This is a genomic window from Micromonospora sp. DH14, from assembly GCF_029809455.1.
Taxonomy (GTDB): Bacteria; Actinomycetota; Actinomycetes; order Mycobacteriales; family Micromonosporaceae; genus Micromonospora; species Micromonospora parva.
The window spans coordinates 442,135-461,163 of sequence record NZ_JARVKT010000001.1; the positions used below are offsets into that span (position 1 = coordinate 442,135).

At 71.6% G+C, this 19,029-nt stretch carries 15 protein-coding genes; 11 read left to right on the forward strand and 4 right to left on the reverse strand.

Annotated features, from left to right (window positions below):
• Positions 1-2: 2 nt before the first annotated feature.
• Positions 3-725 (reverse strand): SigB/SigF/SigG family RNA polymerase sigma factor, encoded by a 723-nt coding sequence (locus tag QCZ28_RS02075; protein ID WP_279515290.1) that lies wholly within the window; start codon positions 723-725, stop codon positions 3-5.
• A 292-nt stretch (positions 726-1,017) separates the two neighbouring features.
• Positions 1,018-1,203 carry a hypothetical protein gene (locus QCZ28_RS02080; RefSeq protein ID WP_279514946.1) on the reverse strand — a complete coding sequence of 62 codons (186 nt, stop codon included), beginning with the start codon at positions 1,201-1,203 and terminating at the stop codon, positions 1,018-1,020.
• A gap of 319 nt (positions 1,204-1,522) precedes the next feature.
• Here QCZ28_RS02080 and QCZ28_RS02085 point away from each other — a divergent pair, with 319 nt between their 5' ends.
• Positions 1,523-3,394, forward strand: coding sequence for a sigma-70 family RNA polymerase sigma factor (locus tag QCZ28_RS02085; RefSeq protein ID WP_279514947.1), 1,872 nt, complete (start codon positions 1,523-1,525; stop codon positions 3,392-3,394).
• Positions 3,395-3,423: 29 nt separating this feature from the next.
• Positions 3,424-4,077, forward strand: a complete 654-nt coding sequence (locus QCZ28_RS02090) for a DUF305 domain-containing protein (RefSeq protein ID WP_279514948.1) — start codon at positions 3,424-3,426, stop codon at positions 4,075-4,077.
• Positions 4,078-4,094: 17 nt separating this feature from the next.
• Here the strand turns inward: QCZ28_RS02090 and QCZ28_RS02095 are convergent, their stop codons facing one another.
• Complete coding sequence (locus QCZ28_RS02095; RefSeq protein WP_279514949.1) at positions 4,095-4,655, reverse strand: GNAT family N-acetyltransferase; 561 nt, start codon at positions 4,653-4,655, stop codon at positions 4,095-4,097.
• Between the two features lie 81 nt (positions 4,656-4,736).
• On the opposite strand from QCZ28_RS02095, the gene QCZ28_RS02100 reads away from it, so the two are divergent.
• From QCZ28_RS02100 to QCZ28_RS02140, 9 genes are all read left to right on the forward strand, one after another.
• Positions 4,737-5,447, forward strand: a complete 711-nt coding sequence (locus QCZ28_RS02100; RefSeq protein WP_279514950.1) for a siderophore-interacting protein — start codon at positions 4,737-4,739, stop codon at positions 5,445-5,447.
• Positions 5,444-6,730 (forward strand): MFS transporter, encoded by a 1,287-nt coding sequence (locus tag QCZ28_RS02105; protein WP_279514951.1) that lies wholly within the window; start codon positions 5,444-5,446, stop codon positions 6,728-6,730. Before QCZ28_RS02100 ends, QCZ28_RS02105 begins: the two co-directional genes overlap by 4 nt.
• Positions 6,727-8,226 carry an MFS transporter gene (locus QCZ28_RS02110; protein WP_279514952.1) on the forward strand — a complete coding sequence of 500 codons (1,500 nt, stop codon included), beginning with the start codon at positions 6,727-6,729 and terminating at the stop codon, positions 8,224-8,226. The genes QCZ28_RS02105 and QCZ28_RS02110 overlap by 4 nt, the downstream gene beginning before the upstream one ends.
• A 50-nt stretch (positions 8,227-8,276) precedes the next feature.
• Positions 8,277-9,446, forward strand: a complete 1,170-nt coding sequence (locus QCZ28_RS02115) for a siderophore biosynthesis protein (RefSeq protein ID WP_347815079.1) — start codon at positions 8,277-8,279, stop codon at positions 9,444-9,446.
• The gene (locus QCZ28_RS02120; protein WP_279514954.1) at positions 9,443-11,071 is read left to right on the forward strand and encodes an IucA/IucC family siderophore biosynthesis protein; all 1,629 of its coding nucleotides are present in this window, start codon (positions 9,443-9,445) and stop codon (positions 11,069-11,071) included. Before QCZ28_RS02115 ends, QCZ28_RS02120 begins: the two co-directional genes overlap by 4 nt.
• Positions 11,068-12,666: an IucA/IucC family protein gene (locus QCZ28_RS02125; RefSeq protein ID WP_279514955.1), complete on the forward strand. Its 1,599-nt coding sequence runs from the start codon at positions 11,068-11,070 to the stop codon at positions 12,664-12,666. The genes QCZ28_RS02120 and QCZ28_RS02125 overlap by 4 nt, the downstream gene beginning before the upstream one ends.
• On the forward strand, positions 12,663-13,808 hold the full coding sequence (locus QCZ28_RS02130) for an alanine racemase (protein WP_279514956.1): 1,146 nt from the start codon (positions 12,663-12,665) through the stop codon (positions 13,806-13,808). The genes QCZ28_RS02125 and QCZ28_RS02130 overlap by 4 nt, the downstream gene beginning before the upstream one ends.
• 288 nt (positions 13,809-14,096) lie before the next feature.
• A complete protein-coding gene (locus QCZ28_RS02135; protein ID WP_279514957.1) occupies positions 14,097-16,799 on the forward strand; it encodes a hypothetical protein in 2,703 nt (900 codons plus the stop codon).
• Positions 16,800-17,216: 417 nt separating this feature from the next.
• Positions 17,217-18,503, forward strand: a complete 1,287-nt coding sequence (locus QCZ28_RS02140) for a cellulose binding domain-containing protein (protein WP_279514958.1) — start codon at positions 17,217-17,219, stop codon at positions 18,501-18,503.
• Between the two features lie 78 nt (positions 18,504-18,581).
• Here QCZ28_RS02140 and QCZ28_RS02145 read toward each other — a convergent pair whose 3' ends face one another.
• Positions 18,582-19,019 (reverse strand): SRPBCC family protein, encoded by a 438-nt coding sequence (locus tag QCZ28_RS02145; protein ID WP_279514959.1) that lies wholly within the window; start codon positions 19,017-19,019, stop codon positions 18,582-18,584.
• Positions 19,020-19,029 lie beyond the last annotated feature (10 nt).

Sequence of the window (19,029 nt, forward strand, 5' to 3'; positions counted from 1 at the left end):
GCTCAGGCTGCGATGTCCTCGCCCAGTTGGCGGCGCAGCGCGGCCAGCGAGCGGGTGATCAGTCGGGACACGTGCATCTGCGAGACGCCGATCCGGTCGGCGATCTGGGCCTGGGTCAGGTTGCCGTGGAAGCGCAGGCTCAGGATCTGCCGTTCGCGTTCCGGCAGCGTGGCGAGGGCCGGCCCGAGGGCGATGCGGAGGTCGACAAGGTCGAAGGCCCGGTCGTCGTCGCCGAGGGTGTCCCCGAGTTCCCGGTTGCCGTCGGCCCCGACCGGAGTGGACAGCGACGTGGCCCGATAGGCGCGCGCGCCCTCCAGCCCTTCCAGGACGGTCTCCTCGGACACGTCGAGGTAGGACGCGATGTCGGCGACGGTCGGCGAGCGGCCGAGGGTCTGGATCAGGGTGCTGTTCGCCGCGCTGATCGACAGGCGCAGTTCCTGGAGGCGGCGGGGCACGCGGACCGCCCAGGTGCGGTCCCGGAAGTACCGCTTGATCTCGCCGATGATGGTGGGGATGGCGTACCCGCTGAAGTCGACACCTCGGCTGTGGTCGAAGTTGTCGACGGCCTTGATGAGCCCGACGAAGGCGGTCTGGGCCAGGTCGTCGTCGGGCGCGCCGCGTCCGCCGTAGCGGCGCGCCAGGTGCCGGGCGAGCGGCAGCCACGCCTCGATGGCGCGGTCGCGCAGGGCTGGCCGGCGGGGGTCGTCGGCCGAGGTCGCCTTCATCTCGGCGAGGAGCTCATCCGGGCTCTGGTCGGTGTGGGTGCTGGTCGCGTTGTCGACGATGGTGGCCACGTGGGTGGTCCTTCCCGCAAGCCCGTCGATCGACCGGAAGGGTCTCCGAACCGGCTACCGCCGGGGCGCACGTACGGGTGAAGGTGCGCTGTCGCAAGGCCACGAGCACGGGCCTCGCCGCCGCGTCATGTCGTTCACGTGATGCCTCGGACACTACCCGAAAGGCCGACCATTTCCTAACCGAAAGTATGAGCCCTGGCGTTTGCGGGAGAACGCCGCCGGGTCAGCCGCGCTGCTCCGGGGCGTCGACAGCGGCCGGGGCCGGCGGGGCCGACAGCACCGCGAACGGGTGGCGCAGCTGCCGCATCGCCTCCTCGCTGCTGTCGAAGGTCACCGCCGGTCCGTCCAACGCCTCGCCGTTGGAGGTGGCGAGGAACAGGACGGGTCGACCGTTGTCGTTCGGTGTCATGCGGAGATCCTGTCTCTACGAGAGGGGTGCGTCTCGGCCTCGGCAACATCGGCCGTGCGACCTGGTGACGCGTCGGCGCACACCTGGCGCCCGAATGCGGATGTCCTGTGCACGGGCGAACGCCCGGCGACACCGACACCCCGCACCATACCCGGCATCGTCGCCCGGTATGCGCCGCCGGCGAACCCGCGTCGGTTGTGGCGAACCGACCGCCCGGGAATTCTGTAATCCCACCCGCTGCCGCGAGTCTCCGATCCTGAGGGCGGTCAGCGCACCCAGCGTGGGCACCGCGCGGACGAGCACACGAGGAGTGAGACGCATGTCGTCAGCCGGTCGAGCACTGCCCGATGTCGGGTCGGTCGTCGCGGCGCGGCAGGGCGACCAGCGCGCTCTCGACGACGTCGTCACGGCCTCGCTCCCGCTGGTCTACAACATCGTCGGGCGTGCGCTGCGCGGGCACGCCGACGTCGACGACGTGGTCCAGGAGACGTTGGTACGGGTGATCCGGTACCTGCCCGCGCTCAACGACCCGGCGGCCTACCGGTCCTGGCTGGTGGCGATCACCATCCGGCAGGTCCGTGACTGGGAGACGCGCCGACGCGTCGCGCTCAACCGCGACGCCGGGCTCGACGCGATCCACAACGTGCCCGACCCCGCCTCCGACTTCGCGGGGATGACGATTCTCCGGCTCGGCCTCACCGACCAACGACGTGAGGTGGCCGAGGCGACCCGCTGGCTCGACCCGGACGACCAGGAACTGCTCTCGCTGTGGTGGCTGGAGGAGACCGGCGAGATCACCCGCAACGAGGTCGCCGACGCGCTCGGGTTGTCACCCGGGCACGTCGCGGTGCGGATCCACCGGATGAAGGAGCAGATCCAGAGCGCCCGCGCCGTCGTACGCGCGCTCCGCGCCCGCCCCGGCTGCCCGGAACTGGGCGCCGTGACCGCCGAGTGGGACGGCACGCCCAGCTCGCTGTGGCGCAAGCGACTGGCTCGACACGTCCGCGACTGCGCGTTCTGCGTCCGGTTGGGAAGCACGCTCCTACCCATCGACCGGCTGCTCGCCGGCCTGCCGTTGCTGCCGCTGCCGGCAGGCCTCGGCGCCCACCTGCCGAACGTGTCCGCCCCGGCGGCCGCCGCGCCGGCCGTCGCGCCGCCGAGCCCGGCGGTCGGAACCGCCACCGGGCCGACCCCGCCCACCGATGGCGGCGGTGGTCAGAGCGTCGTCGGCCTCGCGGCGAACCGGCCCCGTGGCCTGGTGCCGTCCCTCGTCGCCGGGGCGGCCGCCGCCGTCCTGGCCATCACCATGGCGGTGGTGATCCAGCCGGACGATCCGTCCGCACCCTCCTGGGCGGCGCCGCCGTCCGCGGTGCCCACCGCCGTCGTCACCCCGAGCATCGCACCGCCGCCGAGCGCACGACCCGCGTCGAAAGCGCCGGTGCCGCCGGTGGTCAGCTCCGCGCGCAAGGGCGTCGGGGTGTGGAACTTCGCCGGGGCGAGTCAGGCGTTGGCGAACTCCAAGGCCGGCTGGTACTACACCTGGGGCACCCAGCACCCGGGAATCAGTACTCCGCGCGGTGCGACGTTCGTGCCGATGATCCGCAGCGCGGAGAACGTCACCGCCACGGAGCTGGCGCGGGCCAAGGCCGCCGGGCCGTACCTGCTCACGTTCAACGAGCCGGACCTGGCCGAGCAGGCGAACATGACCGTCGAGCAGGCGTTGGACCTGTGGCCGCAGTTGATGGCGACGGGCAGCAGGCTGGGCAGCCCGGCGGTCGCCTGGGGCGGGCCGGACCCGCAGGGTTGGCTGGACAGGTTCATGACCGGGGCGCAGGCCCGCGGCCACCGGGTCGACTTCATCACGCTGCACTGGTTCGGTGCCGACTTCACCACCGCCACCGCCGTGGTCCAACTCCGGCAGTACCTACAGGCTGTCTACCAGCGGTACCGGAAGCCGATCTGGCTGACCGAGTTCGCGCTGATCCGCTTCGGCGCGGGCGGGTCGCAGTTTCCCTCTCCGGAGCAGCAGGCGGCCTTCCTCACCGCGGCCACCGCCATGCTCGGGCAACTCCCGTACCTGCAGCGTTACGCCTGGTTCGGGCTACCCGCCACGGACCAGGACCGGTCCGGGTTGTTCCGCGACGGGACCGAGGCGACAGCGGTCGGCCGCGCGTTCCAAGCCGCCCGTTGAGCACCGACGGACGGAGGGCCGAGCAGATCATGGCGGAGCGCCCCGGGCCTCGCGTCCGGACCGGGCGGATGGTCGGCGTCGTCGTGACAGTGGTCGCCACCGCGCTGGCCGTCGGGCTCACCAACGGTTGGGGACGAACCGAACCGGCCCCGGTGGCCCCGCCGGCAACCACCCCACCGGCCGCTGCGGTGCCGACCGTGCCGGTGGTGCTCAACGGCACCGACGACGCCTTCATCCAACTGCTGATCCCGATGAACGAGGGCGCGCTCGCGCTGATCGACCAGCTCGACACCCGACCGGCGGACGCTGATCCGTCGTTGCGGGCCCTCCTCGGCGAGCTTCGGACGGCTCATCAGGCCGAGCTGCGGGACCTGCGTGGGCTGTTGGCCGCGGGCAACGTGCCGGAGCTGAACATCCACGCGGGGCACCAGATGCCCGGCATGGTCACCGAGGCCAGCCTCGCCGAGCTGCGTGCCGCCCCCGACGTCGAGGTGCCGTCCCGCGCCGCCGCGCTGATCCGGGCGCACCTCGCGCAGACAGTGGTGCTGTGCCGGGGCGAGCAGACCGCCGGTGGGAGCCCGGAGTTGAAGGCGCTCGCCGGCCGGATCCAGCAGGCGCGCACCGCCGAGCTGAGCGCGTTGGACAACCGGCTCGGCGCGCCCACCGCCACCGGCCAGCAGTAGTCGGTGGGCGTCGGCGGTCAGGCCGCTGTCTGGTGTCTCGCCGCGAACCGGGCGCGCGTCAGGAACGCGAGTTGGGCCCGCTTGTCCGGCATGTCGATCTCCGAGTCGAGGGTGAAGCCCTCGATCTCCAGTCGGCGCAGGGCGAGGTGGTTGCGAACGTCCGGCTCGACCACGATCCGCTGCGCGGCCGGATCGCGGAACAGGAAGCGGGCCACCGCCGGGCCGACCGCGTTGGTGATGCTGCGGGCGAGGCGTCGGTCGGGGCTGAGCAGCAGGTGCATTCCCACGTCGCCGGGCTGGACCGGGTAGCGCTCGCCGACCGGGTCCGCCTCGGGCTGATAGGTCTGGAAGAGGCCGACCGGCTCGTCGTCGATCAAGATCAGGTACGCGTGGTGAGTGGGCAGACTGTCCACAAAGGCGTAGATCTCGCGCACTTCATCCAGGGTGTGGGAACCCATGCCCCAGAAGGAGTTGCGGGGAAGGGTCACCCATCCGTGCAGGAGGGCGGCGTCCCGGTCGGGGTCCACGGTCACCAACGACAGCTCGCCGAGGCCGGCGATCGTCTCCTGGTACGTCATCGGGCGCTGTCCTCTGTTCCATCCGGGGCGCAACTTAGGTTAACCTCCCCTAACCAAGGATGACCTTACCTGGAGGGGTGCGTGAAACGGAACTGGGAGGCCCTGGTCCTCAAGGCCATGGGAGGTCGGGACTTTCGGTTGACCGTCCTCAGCACCGAGTCGATCGATGGGCACTACCAGCGGCTCCTCCTGGACGGGGGTGGGCTGCTGGAGGCGTGCGGGGTGCACCCCACGATGTGGATCCGGCTGTGGTTCGACAACGACGGGCGGGCGCACCAGCGCGCCTACACGTTGGTCGACCCCGACCCGGCCACCGGCCGCTTCACCCTCGAATTCGCCATCCATGACGGCTGCGCGGCCCGCTGGGCCACCACGGCCACTGTCGGCGACACCATCAGCGCGACCGTTCAGGGCAGCGCGTTCGAGTTGCCCGACCCCGCGCCCGAACATCTCTACCTCGTCGGCGACGCGGCCTCCCTGCCCGCGGTGAACAGCCTGCTCGACGCCGGTGCCGACATTCCGGCGACGGTCTGGCTGGAGTACGCCCACGAGGGCGAGAAGGCGCTCGCGCTGCGGGCCCGGGCGCACCACGAGGTCACCTGGGTGCCTCGGCGCGACGCGGGGCAACATCTCGTCGACACGGTCTGCGCCGCCCTGCCGACCAGCGACACGGGCCACTACTGGGTGGCCTGCGAGGCGGCCACCACCAGGGGCATCACCCGGCACCTGCGCAAGACGCTGGGCGTCGACAAGGACCGCCTGACCTCCCTCGGCTACTGGAAAGCGGCATGAAGGGCCGGCTCGGCACCCTGACCACGCTGTACGTCACCCAGTACCTCGGCGTCGGCTTCATCACCGTCGGGCTCACCGCCATCCTGCGCGACGGCGGCACCTCGCTGGACACGCTGGCGCTGTTGCAGATCGTCGGCCTGATCTGGCCCATCAAGTTCCTCTGGGCGCCGGTCCTCGACCGGTACGGCTCCCGGCACCGCGGCCACTACCGTTCCTGGCTGCTCGTCCTGCAGAGCGCCCTGGTGCTGGCCCTGTTGGCGCTGCTGCCGTTCGCCAGCCCGGCCGACGCGCTCGGCCCGATCGTCGCGATCTGCGCCGCGTACGTGTTCTTCTCCGCCACCCAGGACATCGCCGTGGACGCCGTCGCGGTGCGGATGCTCGCCGAGTCGGCCCGGGGGACCGGCAACGGCATCCAGGTCGCCGCGAGCTACCTCGGCAACCTGCTCGGCGGTGGAGCCTGCGTCCTGGTCTACGACCAGTTCGGTTGGGCGTCGGCGATCGGGCTGCTGGTCGCGATGACGGCGGTCGGCCTGGTGGTGGTGTGGCGGTTCCGGGAGCCTCCCCGTACCGATCGGGTGGCCCGGATCGGCACTGCCTACCGGGCGCTGCTGTCGGTGTTCGGGCAGCCCGGCTGCCGGTGGTGGACGTTCGGCGTGGTGCCGCTGGTCTACGTCGGCGCGGGAATGGCGTACGCCCTGGTCACCCCCGCCCTGGTCGACGCCGGCTGGTCGTTGGGTCGGATCGGCGTGGTCACCGGCGTGGTGACCAGCGCCCCGGCCATCGTCGCGGGTCTGGTCGCCGGGCTCGGGGTCGGACGGTTCGGGCGCGGTGGCGTGCTCGTGGCCGGTGGCCTCGCGCTCACGGTGTCGACGTTGCTGCTGCTGCCCCTGATGAACGGCCAGGCGCCACTGGGTGGGACGGTCGCCGCGCTCTGCTGCTTCATGGTGGCCTACACCATCGCCAACGTCGTGCTCTACACGGTCAACATGGACTACTCGCGACCGGACACCGGTGGCACCGACTTCACCGTCCTGTCGTCGTTCGGCCTGGTCTGCTCGTTCGTGGCGTCGTCCATCGGTCTCGCGGCGGCCGAGCGGGTCGGCTATCCGGCGGTCGCCGTCGCGGCCATCGTGCTGGTGGCCGCCGGGGTCGTCCTCGGCCTCGCCCACCAGCGGCGATTCCCGCACCGGCCCGGCCCGACCGCTGGCCTGCCGGTCGGCCAGCCGACCCCCGACGCGCCTGTCGAGCGGCCCGCAGCGGACGGCGCCAAGGCGGTGGCGTGACCAGCGTCCAGCCGGCCACCGACACCGCGACACCGGTACGACTGCCACAGCGATGGCTCATCCTGGCCGTGCTGTGCGTCGCGCAGCTGGTCGTGGTGCTGGACAACACCGTGCTGACGGTGGCGGTGCCGGTGCTCACCACCGAGCTGGGCGCCAGCACCGCCGAGGTGCAATGGATGATCAACGCGTACGCGTTGGTGCTGTCCGGGTTGCTGCTCACCGCCGGCAGCGCCGCGGACCGGTACGGCCGCCGCCGGATGTTGCTCGCCGGGCTCGTCCTGTTCGGGGCCGGCTCGCTGGCCGCCGGTCTCGCCGGCACCAGCGGACAGTTGATCGCCGCGCGGGCCGGCATGGGTGTTGGCGGCGCGCTGCTGGTCACCTCGACGCTCGCGGTGGCGATGCAGGTCTTCGACGCCGCCGAGCGGTCCCGGGCGATCGGCATCTGGGCTGCCACCAGCGCGCTGGGGTTCGCCATCGGGCCACCGATCGGCGGCACCGTCCTCGCCCATCTGCCCTGGGGCGCGATCTTCCTGATGAACGTGCCGATCGTGCTGGTCTGCCTGCTCGTCGCTCGCGCGCTGGTCCCCGAGTCCCGTGGGCCGGCCGGCGGTCGACTCGACGTGCCCGGCGCTGTGCTCTCCACCGCCGGTCTGACCGCTGTCGTCTGGGCGATCATCTCCGGGCCGGAGCGCGGGTGGACGTCGACCGAGGTGATCGGTGTGGCGATCGTCGGCGTACTGGTGCTCGGGATCTTCGTGCGGTGGGAGCGACGGATCCCACATCCGATGCTGGACATGGGCTTCTTCCGGGACCAGCGCTTCGTGGGTGCGATCTCCGGGGTCGTGCTGATCACGTTCGGTGCCACCGGCGCGCTCTTTCTGCTCACCCAGCACCTCCAGTTCGTGCGGGGCTACCCCGCCTGGGAGGCCGGCCTGCGGATGGCACCCTTCGCGCTGTCCATCGTGCTGCTCAACGTCAGTGGTGTCGTCGCGGGCGTGATCCGTCGGCTCGGCCTGGCGGTCGCCATCGCCGTCGGTATGACGCTGCTCGCGGCCGGGCTGGCGCTGGTCACACTCTTTCCGTCCGACGGGTACGCGGTGCTGCTGGCGGGACTGCTCGTCATGGGCGCCGGTTGCGCGCTGGCCAACCCGGCCATCGTCGAGGCCGTGATGAGCGCGATCCCGGCGGCGAAGGCCGGCGCTGGCGCGGGGGTCGACGGCACCATGACCGAGGTGGGCAGCAGCCTCGGCATCGCGGTGCTGGGTGCCGTGCTGAACGCCCGGTTCGCGGCGCTGCTGCCGGCGGCAGTGGCCGGCGCCGGATCGTTCCCCGCGGCTCTCGCCACCGCCCGCGACGGTGCCGAGCGGGAGGCGGTGACTGTCGCCTTCGCCTCGGCGCTGGAGACCGGGCAACTGGTGGGCGCGGCAGCGGTGCTGATCGGTGGTCTGGTGGCCGCCGGACTGCTGCACCGGGCAGACCGCGCCATATCCGCCTAATAAGGGTAGGCTACCCTAATCGTGACATCGTGGTAGTCGACGGAGGCGGTATGCGGCTCTACCTGACCGCGCTCAACCCCACCGACGCCGTCCTGCACGGGTTCCTTCCGGCGGCGGCGTCCCTCGGGCTGCCGGCCACCGTGCTGACCGACCGGCCCGCCGAATGGCCTGCGGACGTGCCGGTGACGCGGTGCGCGGTCCGCGACGCGGCAGCCGTGGTCGCGGCGACGGCAGCGACCCGACCGGCGGCGCTGCTGTCCAACAGCGACCACCTCCAGGAGACCACCGCGATCGCCGCCCGAAAGCTCGGCCTGCCCGGCAAGGACCCGGACGCCGCCCGTCTCTGCAAGGACAAGGCCGCCGCCCGCCGGGTGATCGCCACCGCGGGCCTCGATCGGGTACGCGTCGTCACCGTCGACCCCGCAGCCCCGCCGAAGGTGCCGAACGAGATGTTCCCGGCGGTGGTCAAGCCCCGCGAGGGGGTGGCCAGTGAGGACGCGTACCTGGTGGCCGACCACGCCGAGCTGGTCGCCCGGGTCGCCGAGATCCGCAACCGGCGGCCCGACGTGGCCCTGGTGGTCGAGGAGTACCTCGACGGTGAACTGCGGACCTTCGAGACCCTCGGCGACGGCACCGAGCTGGCCTCCCTCGGCGGGTGGCGCACCGACCTCGGCCCACCACCGACCTTCACCGAGGAGAGCCTCGCCTGGTCGCCCCCGGCGCAGCCGGCGCGCACCCAGCTACGGGCCCGACTCGACGCGCTCGGGGTCGGCTTCGGCGCCTGCCACACCGAGTACGTCATCGCCGACGGCCGGGTCCGGCTCATCGAGGTGAACTACCGCCTCATCGGTGACCGGATGGACCTGATCCTCGCCGAACTGCTCGGTGTGCCGCTGTTCGAGTACGTCATCCGGCTGCACCTCGGCGAGCCGCTGTCCGCCCTGCGCCTGCCCTCCGCTGTCGACCGGCACGCCCGGGTCGAGTACGTCTGCGCGGACCGGTCCGGCCGTCTCGTCGCCGCGCCGGGCCGGCTGGACACCGTCCACGGCGACGTCCGGTTGGGCTGCCACCCGCTGCGCGAGGTGGGCCGCAGCGCCGTGCACACCGGCACCAACCGCGACTACCTCGCCGTGCTGCACGGCATCGGCCCCGACGAGAACGCCGTCCGGCAGTCACTGGCCGCCCTCCGCGGCGACCTGCAGTGGACCATCGTCGAGTGAGCGACGACTGCGAGCGCGAGGTCTTCACCCGGGTGCTCGACGCCCTGCTGCGCGAGGATCACCTCGGTCTGCTCACCGCCGGCCGCCCGGACGGTCCCGACTGGTGGCAGGTGTCACACCCCGCCGGCCGGCTGCGCATACCGGTCCGGGCGGACGGGTTCCAGCAGGCCCTGCGCAGCTCCGCGCCGACGGTGCTGCTGGTGGACGGCAGTGGCGACGCGCGGCGTACGGAGACTCTCGAAGGGTTGTTGACGCTGCTCGCCCCGCACGGCAACGCCGAGGCCGAGGCCGGCTGGCGGGACTTCGCCGTCGAGTGCCGCGCCGACCTGCGGGCCCGGCGGCTCGCCGCCCGGAACCGGCAGCGGGTGTTCACCGAGGTGGCGGCCGAACGGGTGGGCACCTCGACCGGCCCGCCGGCGGCGCTGCTGGACGACGTGCTCGCCGCTCACCTGGGGCACCCCGTCTACCCCACCGACCGGTGCCGGCACGGTCTGCGCGACGAGGAACTGCTCCGGTACGCCCCGGAACACGCCCCACGCTTCGCGCTGCGCTGGTACGCCGCCCCCGCCACGGACGTCCGGCTCACCGGCCAACTCCCGCCCTGGTGGCCGGCCGCGCCGCGACCGGATCAGCTGCTGCTGCCGGCGCATCCGCTCACCGTGGCACGCGACGCGCTCCCGGTGATCGACCTGCCGGTTACCCCGGTGCGACCCACCCTCTCCATGCGGACGGTGGCACTCGACCACGACCCGTACCTGCATCTCAAACTGCCGCTGCCGACAGCGAGCCTCGGCGCGCGCAACCGACGCACCCTGCAACCGGGCTCGCTCGCCGACGGTGCGGCCGTCGCGGCACTGCTCGACCGCATCGCCGCCACCGAACCCCGCTTCGTCGGCCGGGTCCGGCACGCCGACGAGAGCACCTGGGCGCAGGTCGACGGCGACGAGCGACGCGGTTTCCTGCTCCGCCGGTTTCCGCGCGACCTGGCCGGCGTCCAGGTGGTGCCGGTCGCGGCCCTCGCCGCCGTCGACCCGGTGGCCGGCACGGTCCTCGACCGGATCAGCCCGCAGCGGCCCGTCGCACTGCTGGAGTCCTACCTGGACCTGCTGCTCGACTGGCACGTCTTCCTCTGGCTCCGGCACGGGATCGCGCTGGAGGCCCACCCGCAGAACATCCACCTGCTGGTGCGCCCGGACGGCACCGTCGGCCTGCTGTACAAGGACAACGACGGCGCGCGGCTGGACGCGCGGCACGACGGCCCGACCGGGATCGCCCTGCACGACGACCGGATGTGGGCGGGTGACCCGCAGGAGTTGGCCGACGTGTTCATCACCATCACCCTGCACCTGGCCGCCGCCGCGCCACTGGTCGCGCTGGCCGCCCGCGGGCTGCCGGTGCCGACACCGGCCGAAGCGCTGGTGCCCCGGCTCGTCGCCGCCCGGGACCGGTGGGGCGACGGCCCGGCGGCGCGGAGCTTCACCGAGCGGGTCCTGAACGCCACCCAACTGCCCGTCAAGGCGATGCTCACCGCCGGCACCCTGCTGCCCAAACAACGGCTGGGCTGCACCGACATCAACAAGTACTACCTGCGTACCGGCCCGAACTATCTGCGGGAGACACGATGACGAGCGCCCAGTTGCGCTCCCGGCCGGCCACCGACACCGGTCAGCTCGCCGACCTGGCCGCCGCGCACAGCGTCTTCGGTTGCCTGCTGCGCGAGCTGGCCCCACCGGACGGCACCCCGGCAGTGGTCGACGGTGCCGTCCGGCTGCTGCTGCGGCACCTCGACGTCACGGTGCGCTGCGCGGTGGCCCGAGCCTCGGCGCTCGGCGCGCACCGCTACACCGGCCCGGTGCAACGGGACATCGGCGGCGGACGGTGGGCGGACCTGGACGCGGACGGGCTGGCCGCCCTCGTCGCGGCGGAGCTGACCACCCGTACCGGGCTGGCGAACGACGAGTTCGTCGACCAGGTCCGGGCCAGCCGGGACACCGTGGCCCGACTGCTGGCCGACCGGCCCGCCGCCGACCCCACCCCCACCGGTGAGCCCGCCATCGACGCGTACGTCGACTCCGAGCAGTCGCTGGTCCTCGGCCACCCGCACCACCCGACCCCGAAGTGGCGCAGCGGCGACCCGGACAGCTGGCGGGCGTACGCGCCGGAGTTGCGCACGGCGTTCCGGCTGCACTGGCTCGCCGTACCGGACGACCTGACCGCCGACGCCGGGCCGTTCGACGCGCTCGTGGCCGCGCTCGACCCGCCCCGGCCCCCGCGCGGGCACCGCGCCCTGCCGGTGCACCCCTGGCAGCTGTCGCTGGTACCGCCCACCCACCCACTGCTGCGCGACCTGGGGGCGGCCGGTGTGCCGGTCCGGCCGACGGCGAGCGTCCGCACCCTCTACGCCCCCGAGGCCGACCTGTTCGTGAAGACCAGCCTGCACGTGCGGATCACCAACTGCCTGCGCAAGAACGCCCGCTACGAACTCACCGGGGCGGTGGCGCTCACCGACCTGCTGGCCCGGGTGCCGCTGCCGGACGGGGTGGGGCTGCTCGCCGAACCCGCGTACCGCACTGTCGACGTCGCCGGCCCCGACGAGGCGTACGGGACGATCCTGCGCGGCGGTCTGTGCCCGCACCTGCGTCCCGGCGACACCCCGGTGCTGGCGGCGGCACTCGCCGGCGCACCGCTGGTGACAGCGGATCCGGTCGCCTGGTGGCGGGCGTACGTCGACCTGCTGGTGCCGGCGGTGCTGCGCAGCTGGCTCAGCCACGGCGTCGTGCACGAGGCGCACCTGCAGAACGTGGTCGTCGTGCTCGACCGGGACCGTCGTCCCGTACGCATGCTGCTGCGCGACCTGGAGGGGGTGAAGCTGGACGCCGACCGGTGGGCCACCTGGCCGGACGGCGTCCCGGCGCAGGTCCGTTACGGTCCCCGCGCCGCCCACCGCCGGATCGTGTACTGCCTGTTCGTCAACCATCTCGGTGGGATCAGCGGGGCTCTCGCCGACGCGCGGCCGGGAATCGAACTGCGGCTGTGGCAGGAGCTGCGGAGCGTCGTCGAGGCGGTCGCCGCCGACCTCGGTGATCCCGCCGAGCTGCGCGTGCTGCTCGACGGGGAGCCGTTGCCGGCCAAGGCGAACCTGCTGGTCCGCTGGCGGCGCGACGCCGACCGGGCCGCGCCGTTCGTGCCGGTGCCGAACCCGATGGGTGGGCCACGATGACCCGACCGGTCTACGTCCACGACCTCGACGCGCTGGCCGGGCAGGCCCGAGCCGTCCGGGCGGCGCTGCCCCCGCCGGTCGAGCTGCTCTACGCGGTCAAGGCCAACCCGGATCCCGGTGTGCTGCGAACCCTCGCCCCGATCGTCGACGGGTTCGAGGCCGCGAGCCGGGGCGAGCTGCGCAGGCTGGCCGAGGTGCTGCCGGGACGGTTGCCGGCCGCGTACGCCGGGCCGGGCAAGACCGACGCGGACCTCGCCGCCGCGCTCGACGCCGGGGTGCACCGCATCCACGTCGAGTCGCCCACCGAGCTGGCCCGGCTCGGCGCGCTCGCCACCGCCACGGGCCGGTCGGCCCAGGTGCTGCTGCGGGTGAACCTGCCGGTCGACGCGCCGGGCGCGAGCCTGGTCATGGGCGGTGGGCCCAGCCCGTTCGGGATGGACCCGGCCGACGCCGTCGGGTGGGCCCGCCGCCCGCCCGCCGGCATCGACGTCCGCGGAATCCACGCCCACCTGGCCAGCGGGATGGACGCACCGCTCGCCGCGACGGTCGCCGCCGCGGTGGTCGACTGGGCGGTGGCCGAGGTCGACGCCGCCGAGGTCGACGTCGGCGGCGGCATGACAGTCGACTACACCGACCCCGACGCGCGGTTCGACTGGGAGGGCTACGGCCGGGCCCTGGCGGACGTCCTGGACAGCTACCCGGGAGTGCGGTTGCGCATCGAGCCGGGCCGGTCGGTCACCGCCCACTGCGGGGCGTACCTGACCGAGGTCATCGACGTGAAGCGCTCCTACGGCGAGTGGTTCGTGGTGGTGGCCGGCGGGACGCACCACCTGCGGACACCGGCCGCGAAGGGGCACGCTCAGCCGTTCACCGTGCACTCGCGACAGGGTGCCGCCGGTCCCCGTACCGACGGCGGGCCGGTCACCGTGGTCGGGCAGCTCTGCACCCCGAAGGACGTGCTGTCCTTCTCCAGCACCGCCGGGCCGATCGGCGTGGGCGACGTGCTGGCCTTCGCCATGGCCGGCGCGTACGCCTGGAACATCAGCCACCGTGACTTCCTGCTGCACGAGCCCCCACTTTTTCGTTTCGGCGATCCGAGCCGGATTGCTGCCGAGTGGGCGGAACGGGAGCTGCGGGCCTGAATCGCGTGGTAAAGGCGCACGAATTGCCGGCTAGATCCACATAGGATCGCACGGCGAAAAATAGATGTCGGCCGTCGTTACGATGACGCGAAACGGTGTCGATCAAGGTGCCGTCAAGTGGAGGTATCCGTCCAAATGAAGCGCATCGGATCAGCGATGCTGGCATCCGTGGTGGGTGTTGCTACCGTCGTTCTGGCCACCAGCCAGCCGGCCCTCGCTGCCACCTCGGTCAATCTGCCTCTGTCGAGCTGGGCCTACCTCGATTCGCAGAGTCCCAAGACAAAGTTCGTGAACCCTGCGGTCGCGCCGCCCGTCGGTACCCTGCTCGACGACGCGAACAAGGCGCACACCTACCGCTCCTACTTCACCTATGACCTGACTCAGCTCAAGGGCACTGTCGTGCACAACTCGTACCTGTACACGTACGAGGACACCGTTACCGACTGCTCCACCGCCGCGACGATCGAGTTGTGGCGGACCGCCCCGGTCAAGACCGGCACGAGCTGGAACAACCCGCCCGCCGAGCTCGACAAGCTGATCTCCGTCAACCGCGGCGAAGGTGCGTACTACTGCCCCGGCTACCTGGGCATCGACATGGTGTCGACGCTCAACGCCGCGCTCGCCCGGCACGAGAAGTCGATCACCATCGAATACCGGATCACGGCAGCCCAGGAGGCGGACCCGCGGGCCGGCCGAACCTTTCAGCAGCCGACGCTGAGCTCCACGTCCAACCACCCGCCAACGGTGACCGAACCGCGCCTCGAGAGCCCGACCCGGCCGTGCGGCACTGTCGACAAGCCTTCGCCGGCCGCGGCCTCGACCCTGTTCAAGGCCACCGTGAACGACCCCGACGAGGGCGACTCACCGTCGATCCTCTACGCGATCTGGCCGGTCGACCACCCGGACCAGCGCCGCGAGTTCTCCAGCTACAACTACGGCACGGACCTCAACCAGTACGCCGACGGCGAGCTTCTTGCCTGGCAGGCACAGGCCCGCGACTACTATGACGCCGGCCCGTGGAGCAAGGTCTGCTACCTCGTCATGGACAAGACGGCACCGGCGAACCCGCCGGCCGTGGCCTCGAAGGTCTACCCCGAGGGCATGACTCCCGGTGGGGGCACCGGCCTCAAGGGGAAGTTCCGCCTCGACGCGGGCGGCGACCTCGACGTGGTCGGGTTCGCGTGGCGTGACTCGAGCGGTTACAGCGGGCAGGTCAAGGCGCGGCAGCCGGGCGGCACGGCGGTTCTCGGATACACCCCGAAGCGGGGCTGGCTCGAGGAGCTGACAATCACCTCGGTCGACGCGGTGGGTAACCGGGGGCCGGAGAGGCGCTACCGCTTCAACGTCGCCGAGACCGCGCCGAGCGTAGAGATCGAAATGGGTGGGGTCGGACTCGCGAGCACGCTCGCCTTCACCGCGAGGAAGCCCGAGACGACGGCTTTCGGCTATCAGATCAAGAGTGGCCCGGAAACCCGGGTGCCGGCCGTCGACGGCGGAGCCACCGGTCAGCTGACGTTCACCGCGACCGGCGAGGTCGAGGTTGTCGTCAGCAGCTACGTGAAGAACAAGCTCATCGGTCAGGACACCCTGCGGGTCTACGTCACCGACGCTCCCGGGGTGGAGTCGGCCGAGTTCAACTTCGACACCGACCAGATCGCCGGCAAGACCGGATCGTTCACGTTCACGCCGCGCAACAGTGACGTCGTCGCCTACGAGTACGTCCTGGACGACGTCACGCAGACGGTCCAGGCGGCTGCGGATGACACAGTGGTCGTACCGTGGACGGCGACCGCAGGCTGGCACGTCATGGTCGTGCGGTCGGTACGGGCGGACGGCGAGAGGTCGATGGAGACGTACCATCAGTTCAACGTCATCGACGCGGTGCCGCACCTGTACTCGCAGACGCTTGAACATCTGAACCGGATCGACGGCATCGGCCTGCCGGTGGAGTTCTATGTGAGCAGCCGGCTGCCGGACGTGACCGGGTTCGCCTACCGGTTCGACGGCGGCCCGGAGGTCGCGATCGCCAGCGGCGGGGGTAGCGCGGACTTCACCGTGACGCCGACGCACATCGGTGACAACACGCTGATCGTCCAGGCGCTGCTGGCCGACGGCACCCGGTCGCCGGAGAAGACCTTCACTTGGCAACCGTTCGAGGCGCCGGTGGTCACCACCGACCCGGCGAACGGCGGTGCGGAAGGTCAGCCGATGACGCTGACGTTCCGCTCGGCGTTGCCGGACACCAAGGAGTTCCGCTACTCGCTGGACTACAGCGAGTATCAGACCGTCGCGGCGCGGGCGGATGGCACGGCGACCGTCTCGTTCACACCGCAGTCCGGAGGCGGCTGGTTCTCGGCCCGGGTCACCGGTGTCGCTCAGGACGGAACGACGTCCCCGGAGCGCGCGATGACGGTCCCGGTCCGCGACACGCGGGTCTCGGTGTGGAGCGAGTTCTCCGAGTGGAGCCCGAGGGGTGGCATCGGCGTACCTGGCGACTTCAGCTTCAGCACCTCATGGACTCCCGAGGTGGTGGAGTACCGCTACCGGCTCAACGACGGCCCGGAGCTGAGCGTTCCCATCGGGGACAGCTGGAACACAGTGGTCACCGTCGTGCCGGACCGGAACGGGCTCAGCATTCTCACCGTGCAGGGCCGCACCGAGGACGGACGGCTCTCGCCGATCACCGAATACCCGTTCCAGGTCGGCACCGCGCCGTACGTCTTCTCCGAGGAGTATCCGCAGAGCATCCCCGGCGGCGGAGTGGGCGTCGAGGGCCGGTTCGAGTTCAGCGGCGGTACGACCGGAATCACGTCGTTCGAGTACACCATCGGCGGCGTCCCCGGGACGGTCGAGGCCAACGCCGAGGGTCGCGCGTCGATCACCTGGACGCCGACCGAGGCAACCGGCACCTACCTGGTCGTCAAGGGCCGCAAGGCCGATGGCAGCACCACCGACGAGGTCTGGTACTTCGTTGTGGTGCAGTCGGGCTGATCGGCCCAGGCATCTTCAGCAGCTGCCGAGTGACGCCCCGCAGGCCGATGAGCGCCTGCGGGGCGTCGCCGATTCGACGCACGGTCGCCCCGCCGGACGGTCGATGCGGATCAGCATGTTATCGATAACCTGCTATCTTTCACCCGGGAGTGAAGGGCACGCTCCCGGTCACCTGAGCCAGCCGGTGAAGACGCGCCGAGGGGCCCGCCCCTTCCGCCGCCTTCCCGGTCGGTGACCAGTCCGGGCCCCCGTCGATGCCAGGCGACAGTGGTTGGTCGCCGGACGACAATGCTCCGGCCGCATGCCCAGCTCCGACGCCCCACCGCAGGCAGCCCGGCGCCGACGGGTGGCGGCAGCACGCCCTGTGCCGCTGCCCAGCCACGAGCACCAGACGCCGAACGGCAAGGAGCCCAAGTAATGCTGAGACGTAGGTTCTTCCTCCCATCCATCGCGGCCGCGGCGCTTCTCCTCGCGGCCACCACCGGCGGCGCGTTGAGCGGCGGCCTCGGTGCGACAGCGGTGGCCGCCACCAACGGCACCCTCGCGGCGACCGCCGGCTGCGGCAAGGCCCCCACACTCGCCAGCGGGACCCGGACGATCCAGAGCAGCGGACAGAGCCGCACGTACAACCTGCGGATCCCGGACGGGTACGACCGGAATCGCCCGTACCGACTGATCTTCGGCTTCCACTGGTTGAACGGCTCGGCGAACAACGTCACCTCGGCCGGCTACTACGGCCTCCAGCCGTTGTCGAACAACAGCGCGATCTTCGTCGCCCCGCAGGGCATCAACGCCGGCTGGGCCAACACCAACGGTCGGGACCTGACCCTCTTCGACGACATCTCCCGGCAGATCGAGAACGACCTCTGCGTGGACACCACCCAGCGCTTCGCTCTGGGCTGGAGCTACGGCGGGGCGATGAGTTACGCGGTGGCCTGCGCCCGGCCCACCGTCATCCGCGCGGTCACCGTGATCTCCGGTGCCAACCTCAGCGGATGCAACGGCGGCACCCAGCCCGTCGCCTACTTCGGCATCCACGGCATCTACGACAGCGTGCTGAACATCTCGCAGGGGCGACAACTGCGCGACACGTTCGTCCGGAACAACGGGTGCACCGCGCAGAGTCCGCGCGAGCCGAGTCGGGGCAGCCTCACCCACATCACCACCGCCTACTCGGGTTGCCGGGCGGGCTACCCGGTGCAGTGGGCGGCCTTCGACGGGGACCACACGCCCAGCCCGGTCGACGGGTCGGGCAGCCCCAACGACTCGCGGACCTGGACCTCGGGTGAGATCTGGAGGTTCTTCAGCCAGTTCGAGTCGACCACGCCGCCGACCACTCCGCCGCCGACCGACCCGCCGCCCACCGACCCGCCGACGACTCCGCCGCCCACCGGCGAGCCGGGCACCTGCACTGCCACCTACCGGACGTTGAACACCTGGCCCGGCGGTTACCAGGCCGAGGTGACAGTGGCCAACAACTCCACGGCTGCCCTGACCGGCTGGACCGTGGGTCTGACCCTGGCCAGTGGTCAGGCCATCAGCAGCCTGTGGAGCGGCGTCAACACGGGCACCACCGGCAGTGTCACCGTCAGGAACGCCCCCTACAACGGCACTGTGGGTCCGAACGCCTCGACCAACTTCGGCTTCACCGCCACCGGCAACGGGGCCACCGCACCCAGCAGCGTCACCTGCACCAGCCCCTGACCGAGGGCAGGATGAGGGCCCGGAGCCGACCGACTCCGGGCCCGACATCCGTTGGCGGCTGCCGCCGGCGCTACCGGCTCACGCTTCGTTTTCCAGCAGGTCGCGCAGGGCGTCGAGGGCGGCGATCTCCTCCTCGAAGGTCTTGCCGACGACCGGCCCGAGGAAGCGCGACAGCCCGCTCGGCTGCCACGCCAACTTCAGCGTGAGGTTCGTCCCGCCGCCGCCGTCGGTCGGCGTGAGCGTGTATTCGCCCTGGGTGCGTACCACGCTGCCGGTGGCCTGGAAGGCCAGTCGCCGTCCCGGCTCGAACCCGGTCACCTCGTAGTCGGCCGGGATGCGGCTCCCGCCGGGGCCCTTGAGCCCCTGTCGGTAGCGAGCGCCGACCCCTTCGCCCGAGACGCGGGCGACGTCGAGCACGTTGGGACGCCAGCGTGCGTCGTTCTCGCCCCGGGCGAGGAAGGCGAAGACGACCTCGGGAGTCCGTCCGATCTGCACAGTCTTCTCTGCAGAGGGCACAAGAAACCTT